The organism is Nostoc sp. CmiVER01 (genome assembly GCF_034531135.2).
Taxonomy (GTDB): Bacteria; Cyanobacteriota; Cyanobacteriia; order Cyanobacteriales; family Nostocaceae; genus Nostoc.
On record NZ_JAVRBU020000005.1, the window covers coordinates 314,753 to 328,181 of the forward strand.

At 40.0% G+C, this 13,429-nt stretch carries 13 protein-coding genes; 8 read left to right on the forward strand and 5 right to left on the reverse strand.

Annotated elements, in window-relative coordinates; all coding sequences use genetic code 11:
* Nucleotides 1-333 precede the first annotated feature (333 nt).
* Nucleotides 334-3,699 (forward strand): PAS domain S-box protein, encoded by a 3,366-nt coding sequence (locus RMZ43_RS10280; protein WP_322653153.1) that lies wholly within the window; start codon nt 334-336, stop codon nt 3,697-3,699.
* Nucleotides 3,696-4,664, forward strand: a complete 969-nt coding sequence (locus RMZ43_RS10285) for a PleD family two-component system response regulator (protein WP_322649663.1) — start codon at nt 3,696-3,698, stop codon at nt 4,662-4,664. Before RMZ43_RS10280 ends, RMZ43_RS10285 begins: the two co-directional genes overlap by 4 nt.
* 44 nt (nt 4,665-4,708) lie before the next feature.
* On the opposite strand, the gene RMZ43_RS10290 is transcribed toward RMZ43_RS10285, so the two are convergent.
* Nucleotides 4,709-5,845: a cob(I)yrinic acid a,c-diamide adenosyltransferase gene (locus RMZ43_RS10290; RefSeq protein WP_322653154.1), complete on the reverse strand. Its 1,137-nt coding sequence runs from the start codon at nt 5,843-5,845 to the stop codon at nt 4,709-4,711.
* A gap of 213 nt (nt 5,846-6,058) precedes the next feature.
* Between RMZ43_RS10290 and fraC the strand changes: the two genes are divergently transcribed.
* The 3 genes from fraC to RMZ43_RS10305 are packed head-to-tail and all read left to right on the forward strand — an operon-like array spanning nt 6,059 to nt 8,495.
* Nucleotides 6,059-6,598, forward strand: coding sequence for a filament integrity protein FraC (gene fraC / locus RMZ43_RS10295; RefSeq protein ID WP_322653155.1), 540 nt, complete (start codon nt 6,059-6,061; stop codon nt 6,596-6,598).
* A 56-nt stretch (nt 6,599-6,654) separates the two neighbouring features.
* Nucleotides 6,655-7,680, forward strand: coding sequence for a septal junction protein FraD (gene fraD, locus RMZ43_RS10300; RefSeq protein ID WP_322653156.1), 1,026 nt, complete (start codon nt 6,655-6,657; stop codon nt 7,678-7,680).
* Between the two features lie 35 nt (nt 7,681-7,715).
* Nucleotides 7,716-8,495, forward strand: a complete 780-nt coding sequence (locus tag RMZ43_RS10305; RefSeq protein WP_322649660.1) for an ABC transporter permease — start codon at nt 7,716-7,718, stop codon at nt 8,493-8,495.
* Between the two features lie 66 nt (nt 8,496-8,561).
* On the opposite strand, the gene RMZ43_RS10310 is transcribed toward RMZ43_RS10305, so the two are convergent.
* The 3 genes from RMZ43_RS10310 to RMZ43_RS10320 form a co-directional block, all read right to left on the reverse strand.
* The gene (locus RMZ43_RS10310) at nt 8,562-9,218 is read right to left on the reverse strand and encodes a pentapeptide repeat-containing protein (RefSeq protein WP_322653157.1); all 657 of its coding nucleotides are present in this window, start codon (nt 9,216-9,218) and stop codon (nt 8,562-8,564) included.
* Nucleotides 9,219-10,203: 985 nt separating this feature from the next.
* Nucleotides 10,204-10,365, reverse strand: coding sequence for a hypothetical protein (locus RMZ43_RS10315; protein ID WP_322653158.1), 162 nt, complete (start codon nt 10,363-10,365; stop codon nt 10,204-10,206).
* Nucleotides 10,366-10,488: 123 nt separating this feature from the next.
* A complete protein-coding gene (locus tag RMZ43_RS10320) occupies nt 10,489-11,145 on the reverse strand; it encodes a DUF3386 domain-containing protein (RefSeq protein ID WP_109006890.1) in 657 nt (218 codons plus the stop codon).
* A 100-nt stretch (nt 11,146-11,245) separates the two neighbouring features.
* On the opposite strand from RMZ43_RS10320, the gene RMZ43_RS10325 reads away from it, so the two are divergent.
* Nucleotides 11,246-11,917, forward strand: coding sequence for a LuxR C-terminal-related transcriptional regulator (locus tag RMZ43_RS10325; protein WP_322649657.1), 672 nt, complete (start codon nt 11,246-11,248; stop codon nt 11,915-11,917).
* A 592-nt stretch (nt 11,918-12,509) separates the two neighbouring features.
* Here the strand turns inward: RMZ43_RS10325 and RMZ43_RS10330 are convergent.
* Nucleotides 12,510-12,896 (reverse strand): hypothetical protein, encoded by a 387-nt coding sequence (locus tag RMZ43_RS10330; RefSeq protein WP_322649656.1) that lies wholly within the window; start codon nt 12,894-12,896, stop codon nt 12,510-12,512.
* 134 nt (nt 12,897-13,030) lie between these two features.
* Here RMZ43_RS10330 and RMZ43_RS10335 point away from each other — a divergent pair, with 134 nt between their 5' ends.
* Together RMZ43_RS10335 and RMZ43_RS10340 are read left to right on the forward strand one after the other, a co-directional pair.
* Nucleotides 13,031-13,159, forward strand: coding sequence for a hypothetical protein (locus RMZ43_RS10335; RefSeq protein WP_322654080.1), 129 nt, complete (start codon nt 13,031-13,033; stop codon nt 13,157-13,159).
* Between the two features lie 71 nt (nt 13,160-13,230).
* Entirely contained in the window at nt 13,231-13,389 is a 159-nt protein-coding gene (locus RMZ43_RS10340; RefSeq protein WP_322654079.1) for a hypothetical protein, read from the forward strand.
* Nucleotides 13,390-13,429 lie beyond the last annotated feature (40 nt).

Consider the following 13,429-nt stretch of genomic DNA (forward strand, 5'->3'; position numbering starts at 1 on the left):
TAAAATTTAAAAGGCTTTAATTTTGGACTTTCTGGTTGTAATAGAACTGCCGTTAGCGCAGCGTAAAGCCTTCGGCATGGCTTCGCTTAGAGCGAGCCTGTAAGCGTCACCTGAAGGGTAGATTTATTTCTGCCGAACTGTACTAGTATAGAAAATTTGATGCTATTAAAAAAACGATAATTATAGCCATAAATTATTAAAGTTTTTGACAATATTATATAAACATTTAACTTAGAAATAAGTTCCGTAATTGCCCCATTGCTATTGATATTTAAAATTAATTAAAAGTGAAAGCTAGTGCAATAAACCCTGAAAGTGCTGGAGGGTTAATAAATGGTCAAACAGCACCGATATAACTGGTTAAAAGCTGTGAACTTTTTCCGCAAACGAAAATTTTTAGCGTTGTTGCTAGGAATATTATTTTCAATTTATATAGTCCTACTCTGGCAGAGGCTTTTTCTATTGATTGTATGGTTATTAGTTATTGTTGCGCTGACATTATCAATCTATTTTGCTTTGACTTTACAAGCAAATAACCAGCAGATAAAAGCAGAAAATCAGGATTTAACTTACAAAATTTTAGAACATAAACAGATAGAAATTTCCCTCCGCACCAGCGAAAATCGTTTGCGGCAGTTGCTGGAAACTGTCAAAGTCATCCCTTGGGAATTAGACTTGAAAACTTGGCGATTTATTTACGTTGGGCCGCAAGCGGTAGACTTGCTAAATTATCCGATCGCAGAGTGGTACGAAGAAAATTTTTGGCTCAATCATTTACATCCAGATGACTTAGAAAAGTCTGTTCGTTTTTGCCAAGAAGCAACTGCTAGGTGCAAAAATCACGAATTGGAATACCGGATGTTAGCAGCCGATGGGCGAGTTGTTTGGCTGCGAGATGTTGTTAGCGTAGTTGAGGAAGCAGGAAGTCCTACTATGCTAAGGGGGTTTATGTTTGACATTACTGATTTAAAACTGGTTGAAGAAACCTTGAGGCTAAGGGAGAGGGCACTTGCTGCTACCAGTAATGGAATTATCATTGCCGATGCTAGACTCGCCCATCATCCAGTTATTTACGTCAACCCAGCTTTTGAGCAAATAACAGGCTACAGTACTAATGATGTGATTGGGCAAAACTGCCGATTTTTGCAACGCATAGATAACCAGCAACCAGCACTCAATGAACTGCGCTTATCTATTCAATTTGGAACAAGTTGCAAAGTTGTTCTCCGCAACTATCGCAAAGATGGCACTTTATTCTGGAATGAATTGAGTATTTCTCCCATTCATGACGAAAATGGTAAGTTAAGCCACTTTATTGGAATTCAGACAGATATTAGTTTACGCAAGCTTGCCGAAGCCAATCTGGAACGGCAATTGCATCGAACTTTACTACTTGAACAAATTACTCAAGAAATTCGTCAAAGTCTTGATAGCAGAAAAATATTCGAGACGGCTGCTACCCAAATTGGCAAAGCATTTGGAGTTGAACGCTGTCTGATCCATTCTTTCATTAGCGACTCCACACCCCAAATTCCCCTAGTAGCAGAGTATAGTACACTCCCTGGCCATTGCTCCATGTTGAAATTGGAAATTCCCATGACCAATAATCCTCATGCCGAGCTGATGATGGCACAAGAAATAGCGATCGCTTCTCCCAATGTGTACCTTGATCCTTTACTCCAGACAATTGAACCTATCTGCCGACAAATTGGGCTGAAGTCTATGCTGTCAATTCGCACCTCCTATCAAGGAGAAGCTAATGGTGCGATCGGCTTACATCAGTACAGCTATTTTCGCCAGTGGACACAAGACGAAATCGAATTACTAGAAGCAGTGGCGGCTCAACTAGGTATTGCTTTAGCACAGGCTCACTTACTGGAACAAGAAACCCGCCAACGTGAAGAACTTAGCTTGAAAAACTTTGCCTTAGAGCAGGCAAAATGTCAAGCAGAAGCCGCAAATCGGGCAAAAAGTGAGTTTTTGGCGATGATGAGTCACGAAATTCGGACTCCAATGAATGCTGTTATTGGCATGACTGATCTATTGCTAGATACTGATCTCACACCTGAACAACAAGACTTGGTGGAAACAGTTCACAGTAGCGGAGATGCTTTACTCACCATTATCAACGACATTCTAGATTTCTCCAAAATTGAGTCGGGCAAACTGGAATTAGAAGAACAGCCTTTTGATTTGAGAGCTTGTGTAGAGCAGGCTATTTCCCTATTAGCTCATAAAGCTGCCCAAAAGGATATCGAACTAGCTTACCTAATCGAGCCGCAAGTTCCTACTCAGATCATTGGCGATATGACACGTCTGCGCCAAGTCTTGATGAATCTTCTTAACAATGCCATTAAATTTACTGAAAATGGAGAAGTGCTACTCTCTGTTGATCTGGGGACTGGGGATGGGGGATTGAGGATAAGGAGTAATGGGGATTTGAATCAAGAAGCTTTTTCCCAGTCCCCTATACCTGCTGGAGAGCCGCAACTTCTATACGAAATTCAATTTGCTATCAAAGATACAGGTATTGGTATTGCACCAGAAAAGATAGGGCGGTTATTTCAACCCTTCACTCAGGCTGATGTCTCCATGACTCGACGCTATGGCGGCACAGGATTGGGACTGGCCATAAGTAAGCGGCTCAGTCAGATGATGGGCGGCACTCTTTGGGTGGAAAGTCAAGGGTTTGTCGGTGGCAATCCTAAACCTCTATGGAAAGGTGGAATTTCCCAAGGTTCAACATTCTACTTCACTATTAGTACGAAAGTGGCTCCTGTGTTAGAACAAGCTAAATTAAGCAGTTCGCCAGTGCAGCTAGCCAGTATTTCTCACTTTCCCTTAGTTGATCGGCTAAATGCCCATCGACTGCCATTGCGAATTCTTCTGGCAGAAGATACGATTGTCAATCAGAAAGTTGCTTTACTGATGCTCCAGAAAATTGGTTATGTGGCGGATGTCGTAACTAATGGGTTAGAAGTGCTAAAGGCTTTGCAAAAACAGCCCTATGACCTAGTGTTGATGGATGTCCACATGCCCAAAATGGATGGCTTAGAAGCAACTCGAAGAATCTGTCAAGAATGGGGAGTAGGTTTTCGTCCCCATATCATTGCGATAACTGCCAATGCAATGCGGGGCGATCGCGAAGTCTGTCTTGCTGCTGGTATGGATGACTACATTAGCAAACCCATTCAGCTTCAAGAGTTAGCTGAGGCACTTAGCAAATGCCCACCCCAAAGAAGGTCTGAATTCACTTCCAGAGGAAAACAAGGTAAGGTGATGTGCTTAGAATTACAACCTTCGCAAAATATCCTACAATTAGAGCAAAACCAAACATCAAAAATTGCCAAACTTGATGCCAAAATTCTCCAATCTTTGCAGAATATGCTCCGAGGAGATCGTGTGGCATTTGTTGAACTGATTGAGTGTTATCTTACAGAGACACCGAGATTGGTCCGAGATATCAGCACATCTATCACAACTCAGGATGCCCAGACTCTATTCAACACAGCCCACCAACTTAAATCTAGCAGTGCTTCTATTGGAGCGATCGCTCTGTCACAGCTTTGCAAGGTGTTAGAAGCACAGGGATACAGCAGTAAATTAGAAAACAGCCTAGAATTAATCTCACAACTATATCAAGAATATGAACAAGTTAAAGCTGCCTTAGAACAAGAACTTGCAAAGGATGTACCATGAAAGCTGATGCTCAAGAAAGCCAATCTTTAGTTCTAATTGTTGATGATGAACCTTTTATCCGCCTGATACTGCGGCATTTCTTAGAGCGGGAAGGCTATCAAATCGCGGAAGCTCAAAATGGCATAGAGGCAATAAAAGTTTTTAAGCAATTGCATCCTGATATAGTACTTCTTGATGCCATGATGCCAGATATGGATGGTTTCGAGTGTTGCACTCAGTTACAAAATTTTGGTTATAGCAAGTACACTCCAGTTTTAATGGTTACAGGGCTTGAAGATCAAGTCTCAGTTGACCGGGCATTTGCTGTGGGGGCAATGGATTATGTTACTAAACCGATCCACTGGGCAGTTTTGCGACAACGAGTAAAACGCTTAATTGAGCAATCTCAGTTACAGCAAAAACTAGAAGCTGTTAATATGGAATTGCAACGATTAGCTGCTATCGATGGATTAACTCAAGTCGCTAACCGCCGACGGTTTGAAGAGTATTTTAACCAAGAGTGGCAGCGCATGAAACGGGATAAATGCCCCCTTTCGCTGATTCTTTGCGATGTTGATTTCTTCAAATTATATAACGATACTTATGGTCATCGGGTAGGCGATCACTGTCTTCAAGAAATTGCTAAAGCGCTCAAAGATATTATTAAACGTCCCGGAGATTTAGTTGCCCGTTATGGCGGGGAAGAATTTGCTGTGATTTTACCTAACACAGACGCTGAGGGGGCAACTCGTGTTGCCGAAAACATTTGTGATGCTGTCCGAACACTAGCAATTCCTCATAAAAATTCCCAAGTTAGTCCTTATGTTACCCTAAGTGCTGGGTTTACGACAGAAATTCCTCAGCCAGATTCTGATATAGAAGAAATGATTTCCGCCGCAGATTGGGCATTGTATCAAGCAAAGGCAGCAGGACGCGATCGCTTTGTGCAAAATATTCAACTACCCAAAAGTAAAAATTCCTGCTAGTGCGCCCCAAAACTCAGCTATTAGCCCAATGCCCAATGCCCAATTTAAAAATCTACCCCTCGTTTAAGCTCTACACCTTGATTGGCATAGTGTTTGTGGCAATAAACCTCTGAGTGGACGCTAGCCAAGTCGAAGTAGGCAGGTGGATTTTGGCAGCGACCAGTGATTATAATTTCGGTATCGCGGGGTTTGCGGAGTAAAGCTTGCACAATCGGTTCAACGGGGAGTAATTCTAAATCAACAGTGGGATTGAGTTCATCAAGAATAATAGTTTTATACAATCCAGAGGCGATCGCAACTTTAGCGATTTCCCAACCTCTTTCGGCTTCTACATAATCTAATTCTTGCCGGGAATTTCGCCAGACGATCGCATCTCCACCGCAGCGCTGATGATCCACCACTTCTGGATATGACTGCTGTAAGGCAGCGATCGCAGCGTCTTCTGTGTAGCCACTACCACCTTTAAGCCACTGCATAATCAGCACACGAGTAGACCCTGGATGATTGATTCCCCTACCAATAGCCTGTAAGGCTTTGCCCAAAGCACTAGTAGACTTGCCTTTACCAGCACCAGTATAAATTTCAATCCCTTCAAGAAAGAGGGCTTTAGCTGTTGGGTGGTGGTGAGGTTTCATTTCTGAGTGCAAATCTGCAATATCAAGCAACTTTTGTGGTGCAGCGCGTCCAGTGGCGATGATTTCCAACTCTTGGGGTTTAGATTTTAATGTCCGTACCACTTCATCTACTGGTAGCAAACCCAAATCCAGAACCGGGTTAATCTCATCCAAGACAACAACTGAATATAAACCACTAGCGATCGCGCCTTTAGCTACATCCCAACCCCGCATCGCTTCATCTCGGTCAAAACTGGTAATTTCTTCATGACCAAAAAATTCGGCTCTCCCAGTGCGAACCTGGTCAATTAAATGAGGAAACCCACGTTGCAAAGCTGCGATCGCCCCATCTTCATCATAATCACGTTCAGGCCCTTTCAAAAACCGCAGCAATAAAACGCGGTTAGAATTGCTAGGCGTATTGATCCCCAAGCCAATAGAGCGCAAAACTACCCCCAAAGCTGCTTGGGACTTACCTTTACCCAAGCCATCGTAGACGTGAATTTGACCGACGAGCCGTTCTTGACGCACTTGCGCCGTGCGAATACCAATACCGTTCCTTGTCATTTCTCGAAAAGCTATAAGTGGCAGTCTTTAATCTTACCTAACGTCTTGTAATCTTAGGTAGAGAAACTGCTCCTCTCATGCATCCGTATAATGTATAAATAATATCGGCAATATCATATTGGCACACCAAACAAAAACAATCAGATAATTTCCACCATCACCCTCACTATCCCAGTTATACTCTCTACAGTTAACTCTTACCCTTGACCATTTATGCCTGAAAATTGGATGCTTCCCAGCATTTTTCCTATTGGTGGAATTCTGTTTGACTTTTTATTTGTACTGATTGCCATCCCCATCGAAGCCTATGTTTTGCATAATCGACTAAAATTTGACAAAAAAACTAGCACTTTTTATGCTATTTCTATGAATTTGTTTTCTAGTGTAATTGGTTGGGTCATATTTTTTGTAGCTGAACCAATGTTGCCAATACATCTAAAATCAGAATTAATTAGCTATATGTTTTTTAATAATTTTAAATCAGCAAATACACAAAGCTTAATAATTTTAACTGCTTGTATAATTTTCTTTGCTACTTTTATAATGAAGTTTTTCATTTTAAGGGTATTACTACTATCATTGAGTGAACCAGTTGCTAAGAAAGAAGAGGAACCTCAAACATACCAACGGCGACGATGGCGTACTTTTAGCACTGCTAAATTACAAAATACTAATTTAGTGATTACTACATTAATTGCGAATTCTCTAAGTTATAGTGTTATAACAATTATTTTATTTTTTCGCTCAAAGTAGCAAAAATTTACTTTATTCAAAGTGAGATTAATGATTAATCAAGTGGAAGGAAGAATATGAATACGTTACTTAAAGATGTATTTGGGGTTTTTAAATTTGCTGAAGGGCTTTATGCAGGAATTAGAAAGGTATTAGTTCCACCGAAAGCTTATTCTTGGCAAACATTTATTTATTTGAGTATTTTTTCTTGGATAGTTTCATATTTTGCTATAGGTTATATAAAAGATATAATTGCCTTTTTCGGTTGGTTATTTTTAATTGCTGGCACAGCTTGGTATACAACTGAAGATCCTTTGAGGGTTCCTGGTACTTTTATGCCAGTCGGAGCAGTGATAACAGGATTTTTGGTGAGTGTTTTTGCATTTGGAGATCAACGGGATGTCATTACACCAAGAACAATCGTTTTTTGGCCGACAATCTCAGCACTAATTACAGCTATCCCAGAATTTATTGAAGGAAATGATACCGATGCCAAAGCTAGAATTCCTAAACCACAAGATCGCCAAAGAATCATAATTTTAGTTGCTAGTAGTATGCTGCTAAGTTGCTGGATTCAGTTTCACTTTGTGATGAATAATTGGTTTCAACAATATCCTAGTTTGCAGGCAGATACTTTTAAAGGTAGTACCGTTCTTGTCAGTACGGAAAGACGCCTAAAAATTCCACGAAACGGCGCTATAATTTTAGAAAAACTTCAACCACTAGTAATAGAAGAAATAGCTAAAAGACCTTGGTCAGAAGTAGAGAAATGGCTGATACCGAAAAAAGATGTCGAACCTCGGGTAGTAACTTTAGGTAGGGGAGTAATTCAAAAGAACTTGGGTAAATATGAAGAGAAGGAACTATGGCGTGTTGAACCGCGCGTAGCTAATACTAAATCTGGATATATATTAGATTTATTAAGTATTTGGATGGGCCCGAGTTCTAACCCACGGGGTTATTACTTGAAAAAATCTTGTCGCATTGAACCAGTTGCAGCAACTAACAATTCAGACAATAAGATTACAGTTGCAGAAATTGAATGCGATCGCGGCAGTAAACTTTTTGCTGGATCACCACCTCCGCAAGCTGGGGAGGAGTAGGGGAACAAGAATCAATGACTAATGACTAATAACAAATGAGTATTAACAGAATTTTTGTATTGGCAAAGAATGTGTTTCAGGAAGTGGTACGCGATCGCATCCTATTTATTATTGGTTTTTATGCGCTGATAATCGCCATTGCTTTCCGTGTCCTTCCTGAATTTGCAGCAACGACTGAAGACAAAATCTTTTTAGACTTTGGGATGGCGGCAATGAATGCCATCGGGTTAATTGTGACGATATTTATTGGTACGGGACTGATTAATAAAGAAATTGAAAAACGCACTATTTTGGTATTAATTGCTAAACCTGTCAGTTGCAGCGAAATTATTGTCGGCAAATACTTGGGTTTATCCGCAGTATTAGCTGTGCTTGTCGCCACAATGACAGTAATTTATCTAGTATTTCTGCAATTTGGTAGCATTCCTCATCCAACCGTGAGCATTCTAATCGCTGCAATTTTTTTATTATTGCAGTTGTCATTAATCACGGCTGTAGCTATTACCTTTGGTGTTTTCACTGCTTCTTTACTGGCGACTGTTTTAACCTTTGCGGTATATTTAATCGGAAATATTACTCAAGATTTAGTACAACTTGGTCGCCTGAGCCATAACCCTGGTATAGAACGTTTAACTCAGGGTTTGTTTCTCATCTTACCAGATTTATCTCGATTAAATTTAAAAAACGATGCCGTTTATGGTCTGCAAGCCCTACCTGACACAACTGCATTGATTACAAATGCTGGTTATGGCTTACTTTATAGTGCTATGTTGTTAGCGATCGCTATTTTTATTTTCTCACAACGTGAGTTTTAGTCATGGGGCATTGGGGCGAACAAAAACTTCTTTCCTAACTAATGATAAATAACCAATGACTAATGACTAATAAATCAATATCTGAGGTTGCTCAATTGTCCCATCAGGCATAATAGTATCCCGAAGCTTGGCATAAATCAGATTTGTCTCCCAAAGGTTTGCCTTATTCAAGTTTGTCTTAGTTAAATTTGCCCATGTCAGGTCTGCACCAGTTAAGTTAGCCTCAGTTAAATTAGCTTCTAGTAATTTTGCTCCACATAACTTTGCTCCTGTGAGATTTGCTCTAACTAAATTAGCTTCAATCAGTGATGCTTCAATTAATTTGGCTTCACTTAAGTCTGCTTCTCTCAAATCCACATCACATAAAGAAGCACCCCAAAGATTACTACCTATGAATTTTGCTCGCCATAAGAAAGTTCCGCACAAATTTGTTCGTGTTAAATCAGCATTAATCAAATTAGCTTCGCACAAAGATGCTTCATATAAATTAGCTTCGCGCAGGCTAGCTTGCATCATGTTTGTGCCACTTAAATTAGCACGAGTGAGAACACAACCACATAAATTTGCATCACGTAAATCCGCTCCTATGAAATTAACACCACTTAAATCAATTCCTTTCAGGTCGATTCCACGCAAGTCACATCCACTGAAATCTCGGCGCTGAAAATATTTATTTGTGATTTGACTTAATATAAATTCCTGTTGAGTAGCATAATTATTCATGGTATTCACCTCTGGGTGTAATTTATCTCAAAGGTTGAGTGTGATAGTTACCGTATATTGAGAGTACACCGCAAATGGAGATCAGTTGAGTAAATAATCAGAGATAAATTCCCAAAAAATCGCTAGAAGCTTGAAAATGCGCTTTTTAACTGGTTTTTAAAACAAAAAATGCTGACATAGGTCAGGAAACATTGATAAGTCAAGTAGAATCAATTAGGTCGGTGAGAATAACTCAAAATTACCATTACTTCTGTCAGCACCCCACCTACACTTTTTAGGTCTACCGATTTTGGTTTTTTCATCAGGGATTAGCAATTAGCCGTTACTAATGTACGGCGTAGGTATAGCCTATTGTAGATATCGCTACTAGTTGTACCAATATTGGAACCCAAAACCACGCCCAGAGATTCTACAAACAACAGTAAATCGGGACTCACCATTGATTTAACCTTAAATTAAACAAATATTAATATTTAATGCCAGTCAAACAAATGTTGTAATAAAAATTGCAGATTAAATCATCCAAAATGAATTTTTTACTATTTACAAGGTTAGGAGATTAGTGATTTTATATCGCTGGAAACTGAACCGTATTGATATTTAATCATAAATATCTCTGAACGTAGGCTAGGCTGTAAAATCTTTATATGCTAAATTTTAGATAATTGGCATCTGCAATCTTTGCCAGCATTGTAGTTTTGCATGATTCACTTTCACTTATAATTAATAAATTTCTTTATGAGTAGCTTAGTCTTCTTATTAATTGGGTTAGCGACTTTTTTCTTTGCTTTGAGGACTAAGGAGGAAATTCATCGCATTGCGGCTATGGTAGTTGGGACAATTGTTCTGGTTTGGGGATTTGCTCTGGCTCCTTTGTCATTTCAATTACTATTTGAGATAATCTCCGTTTTAGGGGCTTTTTTTGTTTGTATGCGATGTTTGGGTTGTGGTTTCAAGCAAGATTGATTATAAACTTGATAATGTATTAGCTTTCTGAACAAAATTTTACATATTCTCCATTGGTATCATGAATTGAGCGAAGAATCTTCATGCGATCGCCTGTCACAGGATTCTGAATCTGTTCTCTATTTGAATCTGTGGTAAAGCTTACATCAGAAGCATCAGAGCGTAATTTTGCAGATATCATTTTGAAAAATTCTTTTGGCGTTGTCTATACTCTCAAGGTATGCTGTCTGCGAAATTTGGAATTGACAATCAAAAAAAAAGCGTAGGCTGTGCCTACGCTGATTTTTAGATTACAAAATACATCTTAAGCAGCAACAGGTTCCAACAACTTAATATCAGAGAAGATAAATTCTTGAATAGAAACTTGTCCTGCTGTCTCGGTGCGAATCTCCCGACGATTTAGAATAAAATAGTCACCAACTTTTTCATATTCATCGGTAAATTCGCTTCTACCGCCCTTTTGTTCCCCAGTCTTGGGGTCATGGTACACAGAGTCATAGCGGTGGGATAGGTAGCCTTCGCCAGTGTCGTGACTGCTGAAGGTGTCAATTGTGACATAAGTACCGTGAATTAAACGGTGAACATGGCATACTTCATTATTGCGGACTTTGTATTTATCGCCCTCAGCCTTACCACCAATTAAAAGCTCAACCGCACCAGTTTCGTCAGTTTTGCCATAGCTAAACGTATTGGCGCTGTGAGTGTCTTCAAAGCTGCGGCGGATGCGGTGAATTGCTATCTCCCATGCTTGACCATGAATTGCTTTCTGGGCCGACTCGTCATCTACATCCAAAACTTCGGCTTTGAGATTGGCGTTGATGATTACTTTGCCCGTAAACACTTTATCATCATGCTTAAAGGTAATATTTGCGGTATAACCAGGGAAATTCTTGTCCCAAGTGTAACGGTTCTCATAAGCAGCCCGGAAAAGTTCCTGAGCAGAGAGTTGTGTAACTGTCATGTGCTTCTCCTAGTCGCTACTGTAATTAGCGTTTTAGTTTCCTTGGTATTAGCATAGAAGTAATTGTTGAGGCTTGGATAGTCCCCAACTGGGTACACTTATGGTTAATTCTCTTCACGTCGTATTTGATGCGATCGCCAATGTCCAAAATGAGCAAGAATTAAGGCTAGCTCTCACGGATAAAATTGGTGAGCATTTTGGTGTGCAAAATTGGGGCATTTATTTCCTAGATGAGCAACCAACGGCGCAAATCGATGTTCAGGGCATTCCGGCAGTATGCTTAGAAAGCAATCCAGTCGGACGCTACGTGGTTGAGCGTCACGCTCCCGCCCATGAACAATTATTATTATCGCCAGGAGACTGGAAGCATTTTTGCTCGCGTTCCGATCACGAACACGTAATGACTGGGCCAATTGTTTGTAATGGCCGTCTTGTAGGAACGCTTAACTTAGCTCGTGACAAGGGAAATCCTGCTTTTAATGGCAACGATTTAGCTGATTTGAGTGCCTTATGCATTCATTTATCAGCAAAAATGGCAACTCTACGGACAGAACCAAAAATATCTCATTCCCTTTTAGTAAATCCTTTAACAGCGCGTGAGTTAGAAATTGCCGAGTTAGTAGCACAGGGGTTAACGAACGCAGAAATTGGGGAAAAACTTTGGATTACACAAAATTCCGTTAAACAAGCTTTGAAGAGGATGTTTCGTAAGTTGAAGGTTTCGGCGCGTGCAGAAATGGTGGCAAAGTTACAAGACATACAAGTTTCGTGACATCTCTTTGACTTGAAGGTGCAGAGGTTTAACTATTTCGTCGTAATTCCTGCGCGATAACGGTACTCCGTTTAGCGTCGGGATATAAGACAATATAGTTCAGTTAAGCATTTCTTTCTTCTCTCTGCGTCCTTGGCGTCCTTGGCGGTAGCCTGCGGCAAGCCGTTCGCGTAGCGTCTCGTAGAGAAGCGTCTACGTTAAAAAAATTGAGTTTGACAAAGAGTTTTAGCCTTAACTGAACCGTATTGGGATATAAGACGGGCGGTGACGATTGCATCTTTAACCTGTTTTCTTCCAATGTTGGATTCTGAATTGTACAGTGCAGGCAATGTCTACGATGGGCTATTTTGCATCACTTCTCAAAATTACTATTGTTTAAATGCAACATGCAGTAGGGGCGCACAGATAGCTGTACACCCCTACTAAAGGACTATATTTTATGCAATTGAGAAACGCTACAATCTATCATCAGCACGGGTAAGCGCGTTACCCAAGTATTAAAATTCGGTGATTAGACACCAGCGCCCCTATTATTACTCTTTTATTGGCCAAAAGTTATTAGTACTTGCTGCCAATACAATATCTAACGCATTTAGCGTCCAACTACATCTTTGGCTGCCTCTGCGGCACTGTCGCCTACATCACTAGCAGTTTCTTTAGCGCCCTTTACGTATCCGCCTCCAAACTCTTTAAAGGCTTCTCCTGACTGTTGCCCAATCTTCTGAAGTCGTTCACCAGGAGAATCTTCGGTTTCACGAGCATCCTTAAACCACTGCCCTACTGTTTTGGGTCTTTCAGCATCATTTTGCTCTACCTGTTGGCGAACTCTTTCCTTTAAGCCTTTGTCATTTGGCCCATCACTAACATTCGTGGTCAGCACTAGAAAACCAACTACGACAACAGCCAAAAAAGATTTTACCTGAAGCCCTTTAAGTAAGGAACTGATGTTAGCAATCGTCTTAGAAATCAAATTTATCATGCCAATTAGCTTTTTTTTGACTACAAATAAAGATTAATTGTATAAGGGTAATTATTCTTCTAGCAAAAGGCATATTTTAGTTATAAAAAATAAATATATTTTAAATCTTTCTTTGGGAAGAGGTAATTTGTTTGATGCTAATTGGTCAGAAACAAAGCGATCGCAACATCTCTATTTGGCGATCGCTTCATTTTACAACTCTTAGAAAAGCTAGCGCGTTAAGCAAAGCTATGCCGTTGACTTTACGCTTCATTCGCAATTGAATTGTAACGATTTTGGTAAATTTACTTGCATTGGGATGCTCCCATTTTTTAATCTACTAAAGAAAATCATTATGTTCAAAAAGCTACAACAACTCCAAGGGATTATCACTTACAAAAACTCAGAAAACTTGGATCATAATCTATTTGCTTGGCGATATTTAGTTACCCACGATATTTTTCATGTATTACAAAGAAAGGCAGGGGACAAAAGGCAGGAGGCAGAAAACTAAAGTTGCAGGGTATAAAGCCTAGTCAAAAAAGAATTGGATG